Raw genomic sequence first — 19,035 nt, 5'->3', positions numbered from 1 at the left:
ACCGGCAGGCGTGACGTTCCGAGAGGCCGTACTTCTCCCGGATCCCGTCGACCGCCTGCCGGCGTCGCTCGGGGGCTACAAGTTTCCCGAGGCGACGTCCGCCAGCACCTGCTTCTCCAAAGAGAGATCGGCGACGAGCCGGCGCAACCGAGCGTTCTCACGCTCCAAATCCTTCATCTTCTTGGCTTGATCGACTTGGAGGCCACCGTACTCCTTGCGCCAGCGGTAGTAGCTCTGCTCGGAGATCTCCGCCTCTCTACATGCAAGGGCTAAACTCTTACCCTGGGCTGTCTGCACCTCGATCTGGCGCAGCTTCAGCACAACCTGCTCCGCGTTCGTCTTCTGACCTCGCCGCATGTCCGCCTCCTTCGGTCCTGGCTGATCCTCTCAATCAGCCCGGTCCAAAGCCAGCCGGTCACGTCACGAGACACCACCCATACTCGATGTGAGAAGATACTGGCCGACGCGCTCGGCGAGCATCTCGCGCTCGCCTATCAGCGTACCATCGGCAGTCGCGAGCCAAAATTCGCCGAGGTCGGCCTCTGACCAACTTGGCTACACCGGCCCGGCCGATCGCACGGAGCAGTACTCGGCGTTCTTCTGGGGCAAGATCGAGCCGGTCATCGGGGATGCGACGTGCCCTCTCAAGCTAACTGTCGGTGAGCGGATCTGAACTCCCAACCTCTATAGTCATGTGTCCGGCAGCGAGCATGACCGCTTCCGCATGGGTCCTCGCCCCGGCTGCGCTAAGAATGACTCTCGAAGAAATCGGCCTTGGTGATGAGAGCGAGCAACGAGTTCGCCCACGCGCGCGCGAGGGCACATCGTCCATCTACATCCGGTACAAGCCGTTTCGAAATGTGGGGCGCAACGTGGGCTGCCTACTGCAACCCCGCCAGAAGACTCAGTTAAATCAATGATTTAATTCAAGTAAGTGGCGGAGAGGGGGTCCGCCCTACCCAAGTCCACTGTGGTCCGGATCCGTCCGGCCCCGTCCGCGAAACCCTCTTGCCTCGCCGCCGCTTACCGGCCGATCTAGGCGGATCGGTCCGAGCCGGTCCGACGTGGTCCGCCCCGATCCTGGTGGGGTTGGTGGGGTAAATGGTGGGGTAGATGGCGCGGGCGATCAACCGACTGTCGGCGCGGACGGTCCAGACGCTCACCGAACCCGGCCGCCACGCCGACGGCGATGGTCTCTACCTCGTGGTCGACGAGGGTGGTGGGAAGCGCTGGGTTTACCTCTACCGCCTCGCCGGCCGGCGCCGCGAGATGGGGCTCGGACCGCTGCGCACCGTATCGCTGGCCCAAGCCAGGGAGCAGGCCGGTCGGGCCCGGCAGATGGCCGCGCAGGGGCTCGACCCCGTCGAGGCTCGGCAGACTGCGGCGCCCGCGCCCGAACCGGCCCCCGCGCCGATCGCGCCGACCTTCGCCAAGGTCGCAGACGACTTCATGGATGCGCGCGCCGGGGAATGGCGCAACGCCAAGCATCGCCAGCAATGGCGGAACACCCTGACCACCTATGCGGCGGGCCTCTGGGACATGCCAGTGTCGGACATCGGCACGACGGAGGTGCTCGCAGCCCTGCGTCCGATCTGGCGGGAGAAGCCCGAGACGGCGAGCCGGGTCCGCGGCCGCATCGAGCGCATCCTCGACGCGGCGAAGGTCGAGGGCCACCGCGAGGGGGAGAACCCGGCACGCTGGCGGGGTCACCTCGAGCACACGCTCCCGAAGGCCGGCAAGCTGTCCCGTGGCCACCACCCCGCCCTGCCCTATGCCGAGGTGCCGGCGTTCGTCGCCGCGTTACGCGCTCGCGTCGCCGATTCCGCGCGGGCGCTGGAGTTCATCATCCTGACGGCGGCGCGATCCGGCGAGGTCCGCGGGATGCGGGCGAGCGAGGTCGACATGGAAGCCGCGGTCTGGACGGTGCCGGCGGAGCGGATGAAGGCTGGCCGGGCGCACCGTGTGCCGCTGCCGCGCGCCGCGCTCGAACTGCTCGCCCCGCGCCTCGCCGCGATCGGCCGTGAGGACTTCGTCTTCGCCAACACGAAGGGCGGGATGCTCTCCGACATGGTGTTCGAGGCGCTGTACCGGCGGGCCAAGGTCGAGGGCATCACGACCCACGGATTCCGATCCAGCTTCCGCGACTGGGCCGGCGACGAGACCGACTTCCCGCGCGAGGTCATTGAGGCGGCGCTCGCCCATCTGGTCGGAGACGAGGTCGAGCTCGCCTATCGCCGCGGGGACGCTCTGGAGAAGCGCCGTCAGCTCATGGACCTCTGGGCGTCCTTCGTCGCGGCCGAGAGCGGCGCGGCGTCGAGGAAGGCCTCCAGGTCGCAGTGACGGATCACCGTGCTGTTGCCGATCTTCCGCGACGGGATCCGCCCGTCCTTGATGTACTCGAACAGCGTCGACCGGCCGATGCCGATGGCGGCTGCCGCGTCCTCGATCCGGTAGGCCAGCGGCACGAGGACCATGCCGCGGCGGCGTTGTGCTTCAGCCGGCATCGCCCCCTCCAAGGTACGGCAGCAACGGGGTGAGCTCCTTCTTCTGGTGGGCGAGCCGCATGTCCTCGCGCACGGCCTCGCCGAAGGTGACGCTCGCGCCGGGCGGCACCGTGTTGGCGAGGAACTCGTCCTCGAACACCACGATGCCGACCTCGACGGCCTCCAGCTTCGCCTTGATGACCAGGGCGAGCGCCCGCCAGCGCGACCGGCAGGCCTGCTCCCACGCGGCCTCGGCGACGCTGGCTGACCGCACCTTGCCGGTCTCGGTCAGCACGAACTCGGCTGCCTTCGGATCCGGCATCGCGAGCCGGAAGAGGATCCGCCGGCCGCGCATGGTGAAGTGGATCGCGGCCTGCGTGTCGCTCTCCATGTGCGCGAACTCGCTGGCGCCGTAGCGCCGGACGGTCGTCCGGATCTCGGAGATGCTGCGGTCCATCGGAACCGACGTGTCGGCGGCGTAGCGGCGGCTCATAGCTGGCTCGCCTCCGACTGCTCGTCTGGAACGAGGGTGTCGCCAGGGCACAGCCAGATGGCGTGATCGCCCCGGATGATGACGGGCCCGGTCTCGCCCGTGTTGGGGTCGAACCCGGCCGGGTACATACGCAGGCAGCCGTCGGATGGCCGGAACCATTGGCTCTCGCCGCGTCCGCCGCCCATCTGCACCGTCGCCATGCCGGTGCGGCGCCACCTGGTCGCGCCGTCCGCGCGCAGTGCGGCGTGCTCCTCGCGCAGACCGATCGCGACCCGCTGCTCCTCGATGAGCGTCTTCTGCGTCGCGATCAGTCGCTCGTAGGCGGCGATCTGCTCGTCCTTGGCGGACAGCGCGCCATCGTAGGAGGTCATCAGGCGGCGCGTGCGGCGGTTGGCGCGCAGGTTGCCGACCGAGGCGGCGATGAGCGCGATCGTGAGAAGGGTGATCGTCAGTCCGGAGACGACGAGGATCTCGGCGCTCATGCTGCCCTCCCGCTCGTGTCCTCGGTCGGCCGCTCGCCGCGCTCTGCCAGCGCCTCAAGGTCCGGGATCATCTCGGCGCGGATCTCGCGCTGGGTGTAGCTCCAGCCCGGCAGCAGGGCGTGGATGTAGCGGCCGCGCTTCCCGTTGATCCGGTGGAAGCCGGGCAGGTTCGCCCAACTCTCCCACCATTCGCCGCGGCGCGGGCGCACCAGGTCGACGTGCGCGGTGCTCTTCGCGCCCATGGTCGACGGGTCGGCGATGACCGCGCGCAGGGCTTGCGCCGCTTCACCGGCGCGGCGGCGCTCGTCGTCGGTAGGCGGCGGCAGGGGCTTCGGGGCGCGCTTCGTCATGCCGCCCCCGCGATGTCGAGCGCGTCGGCCGGCGGTGTGCCGACGAACAGTTGGACGGGCGGATGCTCGATGCCGAGCACGCCCAGGTAGATCGGCGCGCCGGCCGCGATGAGCGCGATCTCCTCCGGCGTCGGCAGCCAAGCCGAGACCATCCGGTTCACGCCCGGGCTGTGCGGCTCGTCGCGGATCGGCAGGCCGCCGCAGATGCCGTCCTTCGCCGGGTCCCAGTCCCGCGGCGCTCCGAGGTTGCGGGTCGCGCCCGCCACGCGTCCGATGTGCATCACTCTGCTCCTGGATGTGCGGGCACGTGGCCGCCGCTGAAGCCGCCGCCGCCGGGCAGCTTCACGGGATCGGGCGCCGCGGCCTCGCGCCCGAGGTCAGTCAGACCGAGCCGCATCGGCCCGCGCGGCTCGACGTGGCCCGTCGTCATCAGCCGCAGCCACGTGTCGGCCAGGAACTGAAGCCGGACGCCGCCGGCCACGACGGAACCGTGCCGGTCGATCGCGCCCTCGCCGCCGCGGTGGTGGAGGTGCTGGAGGGCTTGCTTCTGGGCTGGCGTCATGACCGCGCCTCCTCGCCGAACAGGTCAGCGGTCCGGCCGCAGCGCGCGACCCGAGCTCGCACGGTGGCGTCGCGGAAGCCCGTGCATCCGGGCTGGCCGTCGGCGCCGTACTGCCACTCCTCCGGGTAGCCGGGCTCGCCGATGCTGTGCGCCATGGAGGCGACGAAGATCATGCAGCCCTGGCCAGCGAAGCCGTGGCGGCGCGAGCAGCCGGAGCACCAGACCGCCGCGAAGTACTCGCCCTCGGTGCCGTTGCTCGGCCGGTAGGGCTGGCCAGCACGCCGCTTCAGCCGCTCGGCCGCGTCGTCGGGGTAGATGCGCCGGTCAGCCATCGGCCCTCTCCTCTCGGATCGGGCACTTACGCCGGCTACAAGCGTCGGCATCGTCAGGCCAGACGGCGCCGCAGCGCGAGCACCAGTCGTACTCACCGTCGTCCGACGAAGCAAGCTTGTCCGAGCCTTTCGGCACCTCAAGCCTGATGTCGCTGGTGTCGAGATAGAGGCTGAATAGCCGGATTACCGCGCCGGCCTGCTTGGGTGTCAGCGCGCGCTCGTCGAACGTCACACCCTGATCTTCACGCCCGCGCATCACCTCATAGAGATGCTCCATACGCTCACGGTAATACTCACGTGTCCATCGGGTCGGCTCGACCGATAACTGCTCAAGAGCATGCCAAAACTCGGAAGCCTCTTCGGGCGTGATCGTCTCGGTCTGCCCTGTTGGTGGCTCACGAGACCATTCGGCGGTGAGCTCATAAAGCCGGCGGACCCACCTGTTGTGCTCGATGACGGCCTCGCAGAGGGTCTCGTCGTCGATGCCGTCGAATCTTCCGCGGCTCTCCCAATGGACCGGGTTATCCTTGTAGCGGGTCCGCTTGAGCTCCGGAGTTTCCTCGACCTCCGCAACGTGCCGCGCGATAGAGGCCTTGGTCCCTGCAGGGACGGTGATCGGCGCCTTCAGGCCGGTCGAGAAGCTGAAGAAGACGTGGTAGCTCACCGGGCGCCTCCCGTCGCGAGGGCGTCGAGCACGTCCTTCCGCCCCTGCTCACGGGACGCGGCCATGAGCTTGAGGACCTTGTCCTCAGAGGCACCCCAGCCCGCGAAGCACTCATCGGGCGGCACGAAGCCGTGCTGCTCGGCCGCCTCCAGCCAGAAGTGCCGCTCCTCGGTGCCGGGCGCTGGCACGTTGATGGCATCCAGGACCGGCGCCACTTCCGCCGGCCGGAACTCGGCCTCGGACGCCGGCAGGAAGTCGATCAGCCACTGCCGGAGCGCGAGGACCTCCGAGCCCGCGAGGCGCGCCACGTAGAGGTCTCGCCCCTCTTCGTTGATGAGGTCCAGCTCCTCATCCTTGAAGACGAGCTCCAGCGAGCCGTCGGACAGGCGCAGGTTCGCGCCCATACCGTCGAGGCCGAGCGCCGCGCTGCTGTAATGCGGGCGGCGCTTCAAGCCGAACATCGCCGCCGCAGAAGCCGTCAGCGCGACGCGGGCGTACCCGCGCCACAGCTCCATGGTGCTCTCGGGAAGGTCGCGCCCCCAGGCGTCGTCGGGAACACCGCGATCCTTCAGGTACAGGGCCCGCGCGCCGGCCTCGATCATCTCGCGCGTGATGGTGCTGGACTCGGCCATAGCGTCGGGGTTCCTCCGTGCGGAATGGGTGAGGGATGGGCCGGTCAAAACCAGTCGTCCGGCAGCTTGCCGGTGAAGGGGCCATATTCGGCGACCCGGTCGGCCATGATCCGCTCGCGGCGCTCGGTCTCCAGCTTCTCCAGCCGCTCGCGCATTCGCTGCGTGGTGAGCACGCAGGCGTCGATGTGGTGCCGCTTGTTGAAGAGTTTGCCGCCGAGCTCACGCACCCAGGCGTTCGCGTACATGTCGGCGCTGGCCTTCTCGTCCTTCGCCAGCTTCAGCGCCGCATCGCGCTCCGCCATGATCTTGTGCAGTTCGGCCTGCAACCGGTCGTTCTCGGCCTCCAGCGCGTCGAGGTGCGCGGAGGCTTGCTCGTCGGTGAACTGGAGGATCTCGGGACGGACGTTCACAGGTTGGCTCCGATGAGAAGGGGCTGCACCGTCCCGTCCGGGTAGACGGCATCGAGCGGGACGTCGGCGCGGGGCTCGCGACCGGTCCAGCCCTGCGGCCAGGTCTCCAGCCGGATCAGCTCCTCGATACGGGCGACCTCCTCGGGGTTGAGGATGTCGACCTCGGGTCGGCCGAGCTGGCGGGCCGCGACGTTGCACTCGGTCTGGATCGCCAGGACCTGGGCGAGCGCCTCACGCCGGGCGTCCAGCGTGATCGGACCCATGCGCTGCGGGTTCGCGGCGATCGACCCGTCCTTGCGGCGCTCCCAGCCGGGCTGGCGGAGCCGGTTCTTCGGCAGCCGGAGCTGGCGATAGATCGGCTTCAGGCGCTTCAGCGGCGCGAGGTACGACCACATCGGCAGGGCGATCACCGTGTCGAGCGCCTTGTCCGTCTCCGTCAGCGAGCAGCCGATGCAGCCGGTCCGGGCGTTCTTCTCCTCGGCTTCGTCCCCACCGTACGCATCGGCGATCAGCGCGGTGGCCCAGCTGCCGTAGGCGGGCATCGGCGCGAAGCACCGCAGCCAGTCCCAGATGTTGCAGACGCGCCAGTGTAGGATCGGCGCCAGCACGGAGATGCGCCCGCGGACGCCCTTCGCGTTCGGCAGGACCTGCTGATACCAGCCCTGCCCGCACTCGGCGCCGTCCTTCGAGCAGGACATCGTGATGCGCTGATCGCGCAGCGCGCTTTCGCCCTCGCGAACGCCGGTGATGAGCAGGATCTGTCCGTCGAGGCCGGCCAACACTTCTTCGAGCTCGGCCTCCATCGGCTCGACCTTGATCTGGCCGGTGCACCAGCGGAACGTGTTCGAGGGCGGCGGCACGCCCCGGCCGAGCATGTAGACGAGGAGCCGGTCGTCGATCGGCGCCATCGCCACCCGGGTGCGGATCCAGGGGTAGGCTTCGAGCTGCTTGCGGATCGCCTCGGCCGCGATCCAGAGGGGCAGCAGCTCCATGCGCGTGTCGGCGTAGAGTACCGTCAGCGTCTTCGGCGGCGCGAGCCGGCCGGCCACGATCAGGTGCACGATGACGGTGAGCACCGCCGTCGAGTCCTTGCCGCCCGACCACGCGATGGCCCAGTGCTCGTGCTTGGGCCCGTAGAGCTTCATCGAGTCGAGCGTGAGCTGGACCGCGTCGTCGTAGACCAGGCGCTCGGCCGTCAGCGCGAACAGGTCGTGCTGGCGTGAGCCGCGGAGGATCGGTGCGGGCGCGTTCATGCCGCCTCTCCCGACGTCGCGGCGGCCGGCTGGCCCTCGGCGGCGAGCAGGTCGAATAGCGACGGCGTGGCGTGGGTGCGCTCCTGCGCCCGCAGGTAGGCCGTGGCGTCCGAGAAGTAGCCGGGGTTCAGCTCGACGCCGGCGCCGCGGCGGCCGGCCTTCACCGCGCGCAGCGGTACCGTGCCGATGCCGGCGAAGGGGTCGAACACCAGCTCGCCCCGGGCCGAGTAGCGCTCGATCAGCCGGTCGACGATGTCGAACTGGAGCGGGCAGACATGCTTCTCGCGGCCCTTCGCGGCCTGCCCCGTGTTCAGGGTGAGCATGCGGGCGACGTCGGTCCACACGTCGTCCCGGGACGATCCCGGCCACAGGCTCAAGAACTGCGACGGCAGGGCGAACCGCGCCTCCATCTCCTCGCCGATCCGGACGTGCGTCTCGTAATCGTAGACCTGCTGCAGGCTGAACTCGCGGAACACTCGGGCCAGGACGTCGGGCCCGAGCTTCGCCATCTCGTCGGCGGGCATCAGCCGGTCGCCCGAGGACCGCCAGCGGGCGTGCGCGTCGACCTGCCAGCGGGCCCGCGAGTAGCCGGTACCGGGCACGGACGGCAGGCGCTGATCGAACGGGACGAGACCGCCCTCGGCCGTGAGGCAGTGCGGCTTCGTCTTCGTGACCGGATCGTCGGCATAGGCCTTCGACAGGTCGGACGGCAGCTTGCGGAAGATCAGGACGAACTCAGGAGACCCGACCCCCATCTTGGTCGAGTCCTTGCCGTTCTCCGTCCAGCCGAGCCGGTAGGTCTGATTGTTCTCCCGCACCACATCGGTGTCGATGAAGATCAGGCCCATGTAGGCGAAGCCGTGGCGCTGGTAGTGGAACAGCGTCTTGGCGTGGAACGGGTTGACCGTCGGCGTGCCGAAGCCCGTGGCCGAGCCGAACAGGATCCGGTCCTTCACGTGGATGCAGGCGAGCCGGCCGGGCTTAAGCGCCCGCAGCAGCTCCGGCGTGAGGAAATCCATCTGCGCGAAGAAGTGTTGGTCGCAGTCGGTGTGGCCGAAATCGTTGTAGCTCGGCGTATACTCGTAGTGGTTCGAGAACGGGATCGACGTGACGATCAGGTCGAGGCTGTTCTCCGGCAGGTGCCGGCATTCCTCGACACAATCGTTGTTGACCATGCGCCAGTCGTGGCCGGACGCCTCGATGCGTTCCGTTCCGATGGAGCGGGCGAGCGCCTGCGCGAACGCGGCCTGAGACAGGCCGTAGGTACGGATGATCTCTGCCATTTGTGCTGCCATCTCGTCGTGGCGCGCCCACTTCGCCTGCAGGTCCCGCACGGTCTCCCGGTCGGCCTCGGAGTGGATGATGTCGATCTCGACGGGGTGCGCCTGTTGGAACCGCTGGATGCGGTGGATCGCCTGGATGAAGTCGTTGAACTTGTGCGACACGCCGAGGAACACGGCCTTGTGGCAGTGGCGCTGCAGGTTGCAGCCGGACCCGGCTATGATCGGCTTGGCGGCGAGGTTGCGGATCTCGCCGTCGGCGAAGGCGAGGATCGCGGCCTCGCGCTCGTCGAGGTCCTGGCTGCCGTAGACCGCAACCGCGTCCGGCACGGCCGCGCAGATCGCGTGGCGCTCCGTCTCCAGGTCGTGCCAGAGGATGCGGTGGCTGTCCGGGTCGGCGGCCAGTAGCTCGGAGAGCTTCGCCACCCGCGCCGGCAGGCTGTCGCGGCGCTCGCGCGCCTCGCTGGCCAGCCCGACGGCCGAGGCACGGAACAGGATGCCCTGGCCATCCCGGTCCGCGCCCGCGTCGGCGAGGTTCGTCTGCACCTCGTGCCAGCGCACGACGAGCGGCGGTAGGTCGTAGCCCTCATCCGAGAACCCGAGGTCGGACGGGCGCTGCAGGAACATGCCCCAGCTCGCGCACCAGAGCCAGAACTCGCGCTCCTTATGCGGGTAGAGGGTGAGGTCCCCCGCTTTCTCGGAGTTGCGCTGGAAGAACCGGGTCAGGGCCTGGCCGGTGTCCATCACGCCGAGGAACCCGGCGTAGTGGATCAGCTCCTTGTACCGGTTCGGCGACGGCGTGGCGGTCGCGACGAAGCGGTGCCGGACCCCGCGGAACAGCCCGAGGAACGTCTGGTACGTCTTCGAGCCGAACGAGCGCAGCACGCTCGCCTCGTCCAGCGAGGCCGCCTCGAAGAGGGCCGGGTCGAGGCGCCCGTCGCGGACGCTCTCGTAGTTCGTGAGGTAGAGGCCGGGCGCGTCGACCTCCTCGGACCGGCGCACGAAGGCGATGGTCTGCCCGAGCTCGGCGGCCTCGCGGATGAACTCCTGCCGGACGCCGAGCGGGGCCACGATCAGCGCGCGGCCGCCGGTCCGCTCCAGCACGAGGCGCAGGACCTCCAGCTGCATGCCGGTCTTGCCGAGACCGAACAGGGCGAAGATCGCCCGGCAGCCGCCGGCGACGGCCCAGGCGACGATCGCTCGCTGATGCGGCAGGAGGCGCGGGTGGATCTCCGCGTCCGTGACCGTGTAGCCGGTGACCGGCGCGGCGCAGGCCTTCGCTTCCAGGAAGGCGCGGTAGTCGGGGACCGCGTTCATGCCGCCACCCCTTCGCCGCTCGCCGGGGCGCGCCGCTTCGTGCCACGGTGCCGCTGGGCCCAGATCCGCACGTCGTCGTAGGTCGTGGCGTGGAGGACGCGCCAAGCCTGCCGGAGCTGGTCGAGGTTGAGGTGCGCGAGAAGCCCCTCCTGATCGGCCATATCCAGATGGTCGGCTAGGAAGGCGCGGACGCGGGATGCGGCCAGGACCTGCTCGTTCGGCGGCGCCTGCCGGACGAGCGGCACCACCACCTGGAGGCGCAGCAGGGCACGCGCGTTCACCGTCGCCTGCCCAGCCGGGAGACCGACGCAACCGCCGTCCTTGGTCTGGTGCGCCCACGATGACGGGCACACCGGGCAGGCCCAGACCCACACGTCGGCGATCTCGGGGTCGCGCGCGTCGACGTCGCGGCCGTCGACGAGGGCGCATTCGGTGCCGCAGTCGGCGCAGAAGATGGCGGCCATCAGCGGTCGCCCTCCCCACGCTCGGAAGCGGCGCGCGCGGCATCCTCGGCCTTGAGGGCGCGGTGCGAGGAGATGAGCGCCCAGATGGCGCCGGCCAGGGCGAGCCCCACGACCAGCCCGATGAAGAAGCTCGGCCAGGACATCAGGCGGCCTGACCGCTGGCCGGGGTATCGCCCGGGAAGCCGTCGTCGGCCTTCGCGATCAGATCCTTCAGCTCGTCCCAGATCGAGCCGAGGAGGTCGTAGGCCGCATCCGGCAGCGGATTGACCCACTCGTCGAAGGCATCCTGGCCCTTGGCCGCCGCGGCCCGGGCCGCCGCGAACAGCTCCCGCTTCGTCATGCGGGCCGATTCCGTGGGCGCGGACGCTGGTGCACGGGCCTGCTCTGTGGGCGGGGCACGCTCGCCGCGGGCCCAGGCCGCGAGCGCCGCGCCGTGCTCCTCGCTGAGCCGGTCGCCGTGCCGGAAGATCTCCTGGTGCGCGCCCTCCATTTTCCACGACTTCGGGTCGGACAAGTCGAGGTAGCCCTTCCGCTCGCTCTCCAGCCGGAACGACACCGTCACCTCGAACGGAAACATCCGGTTGGTGATCGACTTGAAGACCTTCGTGTTCGGCGGGATGAACGTCTCCTCGCCGCGGATCGAGAAGATGATTGGGATCCGGCGCTGCAGCAGCGCGTAGACCATCGCCTTGTGCGCCATCTTCGGCGCGATCCAAGACTGGCCCTTCTTCGCGTCCGAGCCACCCAGGCGCTTGTGCTCTGCCGCCTGCCAGTCGAGCACGCCGCCGACGCCGACCCACTCCATCGAAAAGCTGTCGATCACCAGCGCCGCGTAGCCGGCCTGCTCCGCCGCGAGCGCGGCCTGCGAGAACCGCTCCGGTCGGAACGGCGCGTCCATGACGTTCGCGTCGAACGCGAAGGCGTCCTTCAGGTGCAGCGTGCGGCCGCCCTCTGTGTCGAGGACGGCGATCTTGCCATCGGGCCCGGCGATGCCGCGGGCGAGGCGCATCGCCGAGAACGTCTTGCCGGAGTTCGTGCCCCCCGTGAGGCTGACAAACAAGCCGGCGCGCTCGGTGAAGCTGGAGGCGGGTGCGAAGGTGAAGCTCACGCGGCGTCTCCCATGTCGAGGGGACGGAACGGGCTCTTCGCGACGTCGTAGGAGACGCCGGCGAGCTGAGGGTCGAGCTCCTCGCGCTCGGTCCAGCGGCGGGCGGCCCATTCCGGGTAATCGAATCGGACGATCTCGGCCGGGTAGCCCGGCCACGCGTCGGCCGTCCGGCAGCGGTTCCACAGGTGGATCGCGGCGGCGACCTTCCGGGCACCGATCTCCATGCCGGCGCCGTCGGCCTCGGCGACGGTGAGCGCGTGCGGGAACTCGTTCTCGACGAAGATCCAGCGGAATCGGATCCGGCCCGCCAGCCGCGGCAGCAGGCTCGCCAGCACGCGCGTGTAGAGCGCGGCCTGGATCTCCATCTGCATGTTCTCGACGCGGCGGCCGAGGCCCTGCGGCGCGGCCGACTGGTCGCCGGTCTTCACGTCCCAGATGATGGCGTGCGTCGGGTGGATCTCGACGCGGTCCATCATGATCCGCAGCCACGCACCGGACCGGTCCTGTACGACGGCCACGACCTCGGACGGCGCCTTGGCGAAGCCCTCGCAGCCGGGAATCGCGGCGAGCTTCTCCGCGACCTGATCAGCCACCGCGTCGGCCTTCTCGGCGTCGGGCCGGAGGATCGGGCAATGGCCTGCCTCGTAGGCCTGCGCGCGCTGCGCCTTGGCGGCGGCGGTGCGGTAATCGTCGGCGTCGATGATCACGACCTCGGCGCCGCGGCCGAGGATCAGCTTGTGCGCGACGGTGCCGATCTCCTTCGGCCGGCTCGGATCGCGGTCCGGCTCGATGCGGCAGCCGAGACGCGGGTGCGCGATCCAGGCGTGCTGCGGGCTCTGCTCGATGAGCATCCGGGCGATCGACGCGGACAGCGAGGGCTCGGGCGCGCAGTCGGCGTGATAGGCGTCGGCCGGCATCTGGAAGAGGCCGGGGCCGCGCACGAAGCCGGCGAGATGGGTAGCGATCTTCACAGGGCGCTCCTCAGAAGGGGATGTCGTCGGTGAGGTCCGCGTCCGTGCCGCGGCCGATCGGGATCACCTCGACGTCGACCTTCCGGACGGCGCCGATGGCCTCAAGGACGACGAAGGTCTTGCCGGGGTGCTGGCGGGCGAGCCGCTCGGCCTCGCGCGTCGCGAGGTAGGCGGACGGATGCCGGAAGGTCGGCTGGCCCTGACCGAGCCCGTAGACCATCCAGAACGGGTCCATGTCCCGCGCCACGGCCCTACTCCGCGGCCTGCTGACGGGTCTGAGCGGCGAAGTGTGCGCTCTCGACCCGCACCGCGGCCAGGTGGCCCGCGTCGAGCTGGTCCTCGATCGCCGGGAACCCGCAGAGCCGGTTCAGCGCCAGTGCGGTGATCTCGGCCGCGTCCCGGCGCGCGGCGGCGCCCGGGATATCGGGGCAGATGATCTCGACGATGTGGTCGGCCCGGTCGACGACCGCGCCCGGGTTGGCGTGGCTGGCCCGGTACGGCCCGGGCTTGCCCAGCAGCGCCATGCGGCGCGCGAAATCGTTGGCGGTCTGCATGGTCGGCTCCGTCAGGGTGAGGAAGGCGCGGGCCATCACGGCCTCGGCCTCGGAGAAGGGCGGGAAGGTCACAGGCGGCCCTCCCGCTCGCGGGCGCGGCGGGCACGGATCGCGTGCCCCTCGCGGATGTCGGTGACGTCGGCGGGCAGGTCCCGCGGCGGCGCGAGCGCGGCGGACCAGAACCGGAGCCCGGCGAGCCAGGCGTCGAGCCAGAGGGCGAGCGGGTTCATCGCGCCCTCGCCAGCTTCGCGGTGAGGCGGCCGGCCGCGATCTCCACCTTCTGGTGAGCCTCGCCGAGACGCTCGGAGAGGCGCCGCAGCTTGTCGAGGTCGTAGGCCTGACCAGCGCCGCGGCCGGTCGCACGCTCGATCGACCAAGCCATGGCCGATAGGGATTCGATCAGCCCGTCGAGCCCGAAGAGCGAGGCGCCGAGTTCGCCGTCGGCGTGGTTGCGCTCGTAGGCCCCGACCGGCTCGGGCCCCGCCGCCGCGTCGGTCCGGCGAGCCGCCAGGAGGCGCTCCGGCAGGGTGTGGAGCGGGTGCGCGTTCATGCGGCCTCCCGGAGCCAGTCGGCCTCGTAATCCGCGATGGCGGCCAACTCGTCGGCGGCTTCCAGCGCGAGGGAATCGGCGTGGTCCTGGGCGGCGAAACAGGCCTCGGCCCAGCAGTCGAAGTCGTCGCGGAGCAGGCCGTAGGGGCTGTACCCGGCGTAGCCGGCGGGAGAACCGCTGATCCGGTAGCCGGCGGGGAGGTCGAGGCGCGCCATGGTCAGGCCGCCTCGGACGCGTCGTCGAAGAAGCTCGCGACCGGGACACCGATCCGGTGAGCGGCGGCCTGGAGCATGCCGGCCGACAGGCGATTGCTCGCCCGCTCGTATTTCTGGATCTGCTGGAAGGTGATCCCGAGCGCGTCGCCGAGCTGCGTCTGGCTGATGCCGGCAGCGAGGCGAGCGGCTTTCACGCGCTCGGCGATGCGACGGTCGGCGTCGCTGACGATGCGACCGCCCATCAGCGGACGTCCCGGACGGCTGCCACGTGCTGGGCGATGAACGCCGGCACAAACGGGGCGAGGCCGATGGTCAGCGAGCCGAGCAGGCAGTGCGCGACCACCACCGTGGCCGAGGCGTGCTGGAGATTGTCGAGGTAGGCGGTGAGCATCTGGGGCTCCATCGGCTCGGTGAGCGGCGATGGAGGGATATTGCGATCATCGCAAAGTTGCGTCAAGCGCTAATCGCAATGCCAGGCAAAGCCGGTCGAAAATCGCAACTGTGGGCGGCTGTGGATAAGCCATAAGCGACTCGACAATGGCCCAACTTCTGGTCAACCCTGAGAACGTTCAGGGAACATCCATGCTCCGTGCAGACACAGGCCCACTGGTTGACCGGCCGCTGAGACGGTTCTCAGCACTACTGATTGAGTGCAGGACGTGTAGCAAAGAGACGAGATGGAGCAGTCAGGATCTTTTGAACAGGGGCATCTGGGCCGAGCAGGCAATGCTTAGCCTAGAAGGCAAGATGAAATGCTTAGACTGCGAAGAGGCTGGACGCCCTTCGCGCGAAGTGAGTGTTCGGCCTTGGCCGCCTATTCATCCAGGGTTCCGACAATCCGGTGAACTGCTACGACATTCTCACGCGGAAAGCGCATGATCCGGTCTTCGCCGTCGGGTGGATTGAGTTGCTCAAGAACTAGCTCGTCGCCAAATGATATAAATCGCTTGACGTAACCGAATGGCGGATCGCCGTCATTATCATAAACCTGAGCAACGACGTAGTTGCCTTTGCGGTACCCTTTATCAGGGTTTACCAACACAATCTCGCCAGCCTCGTAGCGTGGCTCCATCGACTCGCCATGCACGTATGTTGCGTAAGCGCGAGGCTTGTCTGTGAGATTTCCTGGCCGATCGACGTAACCAAGGGCTTCGCCGTTAAAGAGCAGCCGATCCTTGTTGTTCCCGCCTACACTTTTTCCAAGGATTGGCATCCTACCCGCCGCAGGGGGTAATTTCTCGGGCAGTCCAGCGTTTGGCATTGGTAGCTGCGGAGAATGACGGCTTTCTTGTTCTCTTTGCTCTTTACGCTCTTTTGCTACTTGCTCGAACGCTTCTTTCACAGGAAGCACGTCAGGCTGATGGCTGACATCTGGGTGCATCAGCATAAGCGCTTCCCACAGCTGATGACTGTGATATCCGAAAAATTCCCAAATAGGCAGCTTTTCTTCTTGTCGCGCCTTTCGGCGCCCGGCCACCATTTTACTGACTTTGGACGCATCAATGTTGAGCCCACGCTCGGCAAGATAGCGAACTAGCTCAGCCTGGGTTTTTTCGCAGCGGGCGAAATTTGCCGCAAACCATTCTTCGGAAAAGGGTTCGGTCGCCATAGGTGCGTTATTGCGCAAAGCGCAAACGCTGTCTTGTGCGATTTTCGCATCATCGGGCTTGACGTTTCGTTGCGATGATCGCAATTCTTGCGAATGTCGAACGTCGCCGCCGGTATCATCGAGAAGTGCGGGGGGCACGCCACGGTCGCTGAGATCTGTGGCGTCCACATCACCCGCGTCTATCGCTGGACCTACCCTATCGAGAAGGGCGGATCGGGCGGCGTCATCCCTACTCGACATCAAGCGCTCCTGCTGCGTGCGGCTCGCGAGCGGGGAATCGACCTTCGTCCCGAGCACTTCTTCGAGGATGGGGCGATGCTGGGTCCCGCCCCCGTCGAGGGAGCGGCCGCGTGATGGGTGCCGATCGTAACCGACCGCTCGCCGTTTTCGCCGGGGCTGTGGCCCTGGCAGCACTCGGCACAGGCCTTACCGTTCGCGGCCGCGCGCAACGCGCTCGGGAGAGCGAATCGCGGTTTGGCAAGGCGCTGAGCGAGATGCGCGGCTTCCTCGTTTCGGCGAGCTTGGTCGATCTCGATACCGAGCCCGCGGCTTCTGCGGGAAAGGCCGGCGCCTCCCACCTGCGCGACATGGGCGCGACCCTCGTCGACAAGGCGCGGGCCCGTCTGCTTGAGGCCCAGGCCGACAAGCTGGAGCGTGAGACGGCTGCGGAGTTTGCCTACGCGCTCGGCAGCGACCGTCCGTTCCAGGCCGACCGGTGGTCGGTGATCTCGGACTTCGTGCCGGGCACCATCATCGCCTGCGCCCGTGACTTGCACGGCCGCGAGATCCGCATCGAGACGAGCCCCGACCGCGCCCGCTGGCTGGCCGAGCATCTGCTCGCCGCGGCCCGACAGGTCGACCTCAACTCTGAGGCTGATGGCGCGATGGCCGTTGCCGTCTGCCGCCACAGCGAGGGCGCGTAGATGCTCGCCGCCCCTCCCCAGCTCACCACCGGCTCCCAGCGTGCGCTTCCGCGTTCGCCCGTGGGCGCTGCCATCCCGGCCGGTGTTGAGGGCCCGCGAGGGCGTTTCTCCCGAGACCGACTGGCCGGAGCCCGCGCGCTCCGGCCCCTTTCGGGGATCCTCGCCGCCGCCGTGATGCTGACCGCCTGCGACGCCGATCAGATCTTGGCCCGGGCCGTCCTGGAGGAGCAGGGCTTTCACGCGATCGCCTTCGCGATGGCGCCGCCGGTCGGCCGGCCCTGCGCGTGGGGCGAGCCGTTCGCGCTGCGCTTCCGGGCCGTGCGCGAGGACGGCGTCGCCGTGGCGGGCACGCTCTGCGCCGCCGACGAATCCGCCCAGGACGCCCGGTTGTTCGCCGATCCATCGGAGGGCGAGAGCTGATGGCGGGCCTGTCCCACGCCCGTGCGCCGCGCGCCCTCGCCGGTCGTGCCGCTCCGGCTCTCGCGGTGCTGTCGCCCGTGCCGGCCGACGAGCGCGCTCAGATGCGCGCCTTCGCCCTCGACGGTGCCGGCTCGACTGAGATCATGGGGCTGTTCGGCCGCTCGCGATCCGTCGTGCGGCGCCAGTGTGAGGGGCTGAACCAGACCCAGGTCACCCGCCGGACGCGGATGCTGGCGATCCTCGACGTCGTCGAGAACTCGGACCTGCCTCACGCCGTCCTGGCGCCGCAGCTCGGCTACCGGAACGCCGCCTCGCTGGGCGTGGTGCTCACCCGGGCGCGCAAGCTCCGTCGCCGGTGGGGAGCCTGACATGGTCGCGCAGATCGTCTTCCTCGGACTCGCCGTGATGTGCCTGTTCGACGCCGGCTTCGTCGCGGCGCTCGCCTGGGCCGCGCGATCCTCCGGGACGCTCGTCAGCCGTCGCTCGCTCGCTGGCGCTGGCGTGATGCTCGCGGCCGGAATCCTCTGCCTCATCGCCGGGAGCATCTCGTGATTGCGCCCCGGCTCTCCCATCGCGGCGGCGTCGAGCGCATCGCGCTCCCCGCACGCGAGCGCGCCGGCCGGGCCCTGACCTGGTGCCCGTGCCGGCGCGTCATCGTCCCTCGCGATCGCCTGTGCTTGCCGGCCGTCGATCGCGTCCCTGCGTGTGCGTACCTCACCCCCATCATGGGGAGCTGCTGAAATGTCGGCCGCCTCCTTCATGCCCGGCCAGTCCCCGTCGTCCTCGGCCTCGATGTTCACAGCATCGAGGAAAGAGATGGGAAAGTCTGGACAGGTCGTGGGAAGGGTTTCACCTTCCGATGACCGAACATTCGCAGAACGTGTGTCGACGTTCTTGCGCAGGATGCACCCGGTCAAGACGGCCCAGTGCGTCGAGGCCGAGGCCGGCATCCCGGCCACCACCGTCCGCAAGTGGCTGGAGCAGGGCTGCGCGCCGAGCGGCAAGCACACCGCCGCGCTAGCCCGCCGGTACCGCGGCTTCCTCTGGGCCGTCTTCCCCGACGCCGAGAACGAGTGGGTCGCGGAGATCGCCCGGCAGGACGAGCTGGAGCGCCTCGAGCGGCAGGCCGCCACCATCCGGCAGCAGATGTCCGACGTTCTGAGGGGGCGCCTGTGATCTGGCTCGCTCGTCTCGCCCGCCTCGCCGACCTCGCGCTGCGCGGCCTCTCGCTCCCGTTCCTGGCCATCGGCTGGATCGCCACCCCGATCCTGTGGAGCGCCCGCGCCTGCCAGGACAAGGCCCGGGAATGGGACCCCGAGCTCTGGGCCCGCGGCCAGCACACCGACCTTCACCCGCCCCCCGGAGCCTGAGGAGAGCCCCATGACGTTCCAATTCGATCTCGGCCAACGCGTGAAGCTAAAGGACAGCGAGGAGCAGGGCTCCGTCGTCGGCCGCGCCGAGTATCAGGAGAGCTCGCCGAGCTACTTCGTCCGATACCGGACCGCGGACGGCTGCCTCACCGAGGCGTGGTGGTCGGGGTCGGCGCTCGTCGCCGCTGGATCCTCCAGCATCGTCCAGCAACCCGACCCGGCGGCCTGACGATGGTCGACGGCAGCGACCAGGCCGCGGCCTTCCAGACCGCCCTCGACCGCGGGCTTCCGGCGCTGATCAGGGGCGCCTGCAAGGGCGTCGAGGACGGCATTCAGAACGCTTCGCCGGCGACCTTCGCCCTGTTGTGCTCGCTGCTGGCCTACCTGCGCGTCGCGCTCTGGACCGCCGAGCTGGTGCTGGAGGCCGAGAAGAAGGGCGGCCCGGCGCCGGCGAGCGTCAGCCCCGGCCAGTCCCTCGCCCCGGTGCTCGGGCGGGATCTCGCGCTCGTCGAACCGCTCGTGCCGCGCCGTTCCGGCGGCCTCGACCCGCGCCTTCCGGCCGGCCGCTACCACCCCTGATCCGAGCCTGAGGA

33 protein-coding genes and 1 pseudogene are annotated in these 19,035 nt (G+C 69.1%); 9 read left to right on the top strand and 25 right to left on the bottom strand.

The window, feature by feature from the left end:
• Positions 1-357 (bottom strand): annotated as a pseudogene (locus ACLBYG_RS21145) (transposase); the annotation flags it as partial.
• A gap of 756 nt (positions 358-1,113) precedes the next feature.
• On the opposite strand from ACLBYG_RS21145, the gene ACLBYG_RS21140 reads away from it, so the two are divergent.
• The gene (locus tag ACLBYG_RS21140; RefSeq protein ID WP_447682741.1) at positions 1,114-2,340 is read left to right on the top strand and encodes a tyrosine-type recombinase/integrase; all 1,227 of its coding nucleotides are present in this window, start codon (positions 1,114-1,116) and stop codon (positions 2,338-2,340) included.
• Here ACLBYG_RS21140 and ACLBYG_RS21135 read toward each other — a convergent pair.
• The 24 genes from ACLBYG_RS21135 to ACLBYG_RS21020 form a co-directional block, all read right to left on the bottom strand.
• Positions 2,262-2,504, bottom strand: a complete 243-nt coding sequence (locus ACLBYG_RS21135) for a helix-turn-helix domain-containing protein (RefSeq protein ID WP_447682740.1) — start codon at positions 2,502-2,504, stop codon at positions 2,262-2,264. The genes ACLBYG_RS21140 and ACLBYG_RS21135 overlap by 79 nt on opposite strands.
• Positions 2,494-2,976 (bottom strand): hypothetical protein, encoded by a 483-nt coding sequence (locus ACLBYG_RS21130; protein ID WP_447682739.1) that lies wholly within the window; start codon positions 2,974-2,976, stop codon positions 2,494-2,496. The genes ACLBYG_RS21135 and ACLBYG_RS21130 overlap by 11 nt, the downstream gene beginning before the upstream one ends.
• Positions 2,973-3,458 (bottom strand): hypothetical protein, encoded by a 486-nt coding sequence (locus tag ACLBYG_RS21125; protein ID WP_447682738.1) that lies wholly within the window; start codon positions 3,456-3,458, stop codon positions 2,973-2,975. Before ACLBYG_RS21125 ends, ACLBYG_RS21130 begins: the two co-directional genes overlap by 4 nt.
• Positions 3,455-3,808: a hypothetical protein gene (locus ACLBYG_RS21120; RefSeq protein WP_447682737.1), complete on the bottom strand. Its 354-nt coding sequence runs from the start codon at positions 3,806-3,808 to the stop codon at positions 3,455-3,457. The genes ACLBYG_RS21125 and ACLBYG_RS21120 overlap by 4 nt, the downstream gene beginning before the upstream one ends.
• A complete protein-coding gene (locus tag ACLBYG_RS21115; RefSeq protein ID WP_447682736.1) occupies positions 3,805-4,089 on the bottom strand; it encodes a hypothetical protein in 285 nt (94 codons plus the stop codon). Before ACLBYG_RS21115 ends, ACLBYG_RS21120 begins: the two co-directional genes overlap by 4 nt.
• On the bottom strand, positions 4,089-4,370 hold the full coding sequence (locus ACLBYG_RS21110; protein ID WP_447682735.1) for a hypothetical protein: 282 nt from the start codon (positions 4,368-4,370) through the stop codon (positions 4,089-4,091). Before ACLBYG_RS21110 ends, ACLBYG_RS21115 begins: the two co-directional genes overlap by 1 nt.
• Positions 4,367-4,702 carry a hypothetical protein gene (locus ACLBYG_RS21105; protein ID WP_447682734.1) on the bottom strand — a complete coding sequence of 112 codons (336 nt, stop codon included), beginning with the start codon at positions 4,700-4,702 and terminating at the stop codon, positions 4,367-4,369. The genes ACLBYG_RS21110 and ACLBYG_RS21105 overlap by 4 nt, the downstream gene beginning before the upstream one ends.
• Positions 4,695-5,366 (bottom strand): hypothetical protein, encoded by a 672-nt coding sequence (locus ACLBYG_RS21100; protein WP_447682733.1) that lies wholly within the window; start codon positions 5,364-5,366, stop codon positions 4,695-4,697. The genes ACLBYG_RS21105 and ACLBYG_RS21100 overlap by 8 nt, the downstream gene beginning before the upstream one ends.
• Positions 5,363-5,998, bottom strand: coding sequence for a hypothetical protein (locus ACLBYG_RS21095; RefSeq protein WP_447682732.1), 636 nt, complete (start codon positions 5,996-5,998; stop codon positions 5,363-5,365). Before ACLBYG_RS21095 ends, ACLBYG_RS21100 begins: the two co-directional genes overlap by 4 nt.
• Before the next feature lie 44 nt (positions 5,999-6,042).
• The gene (locus ACLBYG_RS21090) at positions 6,043-6,408 is read right to left on the bottom strand and encodes a hypothetical protein (protein ID WP_447682731.1); all 366 of its coding nucleotides are present in this window, start codon (positions 6,406-6,408) and stop codon (positions 6,043-6,045) included.
• Entirely contained in the window at positions 6,405-7,661 is a 1,257-nt protein-coding gene (locus ACLBYG_RS21085) for a phosphoadenosine phosphosulfate reductase domain-containing protein (RefSeq protein ID WP_447682730.1), read from the bottom strand. The genes ACLBYG_RS21090 and ACLBYG_RS21085 overlap by 4 nt, the downstream gene beginning before the upstream one ends.
• Positions 7,658-10,258 carry a DNA methyltransferase gene (locus tag ACLBYG_RS21080; RefSeq protein ID WP_447682729.1) on the bottom strand — a complete coding sequence of 867 codons (2,601 nt, stop codon included), beginning with the start codon at positions 10,256-10,258 and terminating at the stop codon, positions 7,658-7,660. The genes ACLBYG_RS21085 and ACLBYG_RS21080 overlap by 4 nt, the downstream gene beginning before the upstream one ends.
• On the bottom strand, positions 10,255-10,722 hold the full coding sequence (locus tag ACLBYG_RS21075) for a hypothetical protein (protein ID WP_447682728.1): 468 nt from the start codon (positions 10,720-10,722) through the stop codon (positions 10,255-10,257). The genes ACLBYG_RS21080 and ACLBYG_RS21075 overlap by 4 nt, the downstream gene beginning before the upstream one ends.
• On the bottom strand, positions 10,722-10,865 hold the full coding sequence (locus tag ACLBYG_RS21070) for a hypothetical protein (RefSeq protein WP_447682727.1): 144 nt from the start codon (positions 10,863-10,865) through the stop codon (positions 10,722-10,724). Before ACLBYG_RS21070 ends, ACLBYG_RS21075 begins: the two co-directional genes overlap by 1 nt.
• Positions 10,865-11,830 (bottom strand): hypothetical protein, encoded by a 966-nt coding sequence (locus ACLBYG_RS21065; protein WP_447682726.1) that lies wholly within the window; start codon positions 11,828-11,830, stop codon positions 10,865-10,867. Before ACLBYG_RS21065 ends, ACLBYG_RS21070 begins: the two co-directional genes overlap by 1 nt.
• The gene (locus ACLBYG_RS21060) at positions 11,827-12,801 is read right to left on the bottom strand and encodes a PD-(D/E)XK nuclease-like domain-containing protein (RefSeq protein ID WP_447682725.1); all 975 of its coding nucleotides are present in this window, start codon (positions 12,799-12,801) and stop codon (positions 11,827-11,829) included. Before ACLBYG_RS21060 ends, ACLBYG_RS21065 begins: the two co-directional genes overlap by 4 nt.
• A 10-nt stretch (positions 12,802-12,811) precedes the next feature.
• Positions 12,812-13,048, bottom strand: a complete 237-nt coding sequence (locus ACLBYG_RS21055) for a hypothetical protein (protein WP_447682724.1) — start codon at positions 13,046-13,048, stop codon at positions 12,812-12,814.
• Between the two features lie 4 nt (positions 13,049-13,052).
• Positions 13,053-13,427 carry a hypothetical protein gene (locus tag ACLBYG_RS21050; RefSeq protein WP_447682723.1) on the bottom strand — a complete coding sequence of 125 codons (375 nt, stop codon included), beginning with the start codon at positions 13,425-13,427 and terminating at the stop codon, positions 13,053-13,055.
• Positions 13,424-13,585: a hypothetical protein gene (locus ACLBYG_RS21045; protein WP_447682722.1), complete on the bottom strand. Its 162-nt coding sequence runs from the start codon at positions 13,583-13,585 to the stop codon at positions 13,424-13,426. The genes ACLBYG_RS21050 and ACLBYG_RS21045 overlap by 4 nt, the downstream gene beginning before the upstream one ends.
• A complete protein-coding gene (locus tag ACLBYG_RS21040) occupies positions 13,582-13,905 on the bottom strand; it encodes a hypothetical protein (RefSeq protein WP_447682721.1) in 324 nt (107 codons plus the stop codon). The genes ACLBYG_RS21045 and ACLBYG_RS21040 overlap by 4 nt, the downstream gene beginning before the upstream one ends.
• Positions 13,902-14,120, bottom strand: a complete 219-nt coding sequence (locus ACLBYG_RS21035) for a hypothetical protein (protein WP_447682720.1) — start codon at positions 14,118-14,120, stop codon at positions 13,902-13,904. The genes ACLBYG_RS21040 and ACLBYG_RS21035 overlap by 4 nt, the downstream gene beginning before the upstream one ends.
• A gap of 2 nt (positions 14,121-14,122) precedes the next feature.
• Positions 14,123-14,362, bottom strand: a complete 240-nt coding sequence (locus ACLBYG_RS21030; RefSeq protein ID WP_447682719.1) for a helix-turn-helix domain-containing protein — start codon at positions 14,360-14,362, stop codon at positions 14,123-14,125.
• On the bottom strand, positions 14,362-14,511 hold the full coding sequence (locus ACLBYG_RS21025; RefSeq protein ID WP_447682718.1) for a hypothetical protein: 150 nt from the start codon (positions 14,509-14,511) through the stop codon (positions 14,362-14,364). Before ACLBYG_RS21025 ends, ACLBYG_RS21030 begins: the two co-directional genes overlap by 1 nt.
• Before the next feature lie 423 nt (positions 14,512-14,934).
• Positions 14,935-15,897 (bottom strand): S24 family peptidase, encoded by a 963-nt coding sequence (locus tag ACLBYG_RS21020; RefSeq protein ID WP_447682717.1) that lies wholly within the window; start codon positions 15,895-15,897, stop codon positions 14,935-14,937.
• 185 nt (positions 15,898-16,082) lie between these two features.
• Between ACLBYG_RS21020 and ACLBYG_RS21015 the strand changes: the two genes are divergently transcribed.
• The 8 genes from ACLBYG_RS21015 (at position 16,083) to ACLBYG_RS20980 (ending at position 19,021) form a co-directional block, all read left to right on the top strand.
• Positions 16,083-16,652, top strand: coding sequence for a hypothetical protein (locus ACLBYG_RS21015; RefSeq protein ID WP_447682716.1), 570 nt, complete (start codon positions 16,083-16,085; stop codon positions 16,650-16,652).
• Between the two features lie 171 nt (positions 16,653-16,823).
• Complete coding sequence (locus tag ACLBYG_RS21010) at positions 16,824-17,072, top strand: hypothetical protein (RefSeq protein ID WP_447682715.1); 249 nt, start codon at positions 16,824-16,826, stop codon at positions 17,070-17,072.
• Positions 17,072-17,440, top strand: a complete 369-nt coding sequence (locus ACLBYG_RS21005) for a hypothetical protein (protein ID WP_447682714.1) — start codon at positions 17,072-17,074, stop codon at positions 17,438-17,440. The genes ACLBYG_RS21010 and ACLBYG_RS21005 overlap by 1 nt, the downstream gene beginning before the upstream one ends.
• Before the next feature lies 1 nt (position 17,441).
• A complete protein-coding gene (locus ACLBYG_RS21000; protein ID WP_447682713.1) occupies positions 17,442-17,624 on the top strand; it encodes a hypothetical protein in 183 nt (60 codons plus the stop codon).
• A 351-nt stretch (positions 17,625-17,975) separates the two neighbouring features.
• Positions 17,976-18,248, top strand: a complete 273-nt coding sequence (locus tag ACLBYG_RS20995; protein ID WP_447682712.1) for a hypothetical protein — start codon at positions 17,976-17,978, stop codon at positions 18,246-18,248.
• Positions 18,245-18,442: a hypothetical protein gene (locus ACLBYG_RS20990; RefSeq protein WP_447682711.1), complete on the top strand. Its 198-nt coding sequence runs from the start codon at positions 18,245-18,247 to the stop codon at positions 18,440-18,442. The genes ACLBYG_RS20995 and ACLBYG_RS20990 overlap by 4 nt, the downstream gene beginning before the upstream one ends.
• 10 nt (positions 18,443-18,452) lie before the next feature.
• A complete protein-coding gene (locus tag ACLBYG_RS20985; protein ID WP_447682710.1) occupies positions 18,453-18,671 on the top strand; it encodes a hypothetical protein in 219 nt (72 codons plus the stop codon).
• A gap of 2 nt (positions 18,672-18,673) precedes the next feature.
• On the top strand, positions 18,674-19,021 hold the full coding sequence (locus ACLBYG_RS20980; RefSeq protein ID WP_447682709.1) for a hypothetical protein: 348 nt from the start codon (positions 18,674-18,676) through the stop codon (positions 19,019-19,021).
• The last annotated feature ends 14 nt before the right edge of the window (positions 19,022-19,035 follow it).

Source organism: Methylobacterium sp. D53M (genome assembly GCF_053345625.1).
Note: the sequence above shows the minus strand (reverse complement) of the source record. Positions and strands in the feature narration are given on the sequence as shown.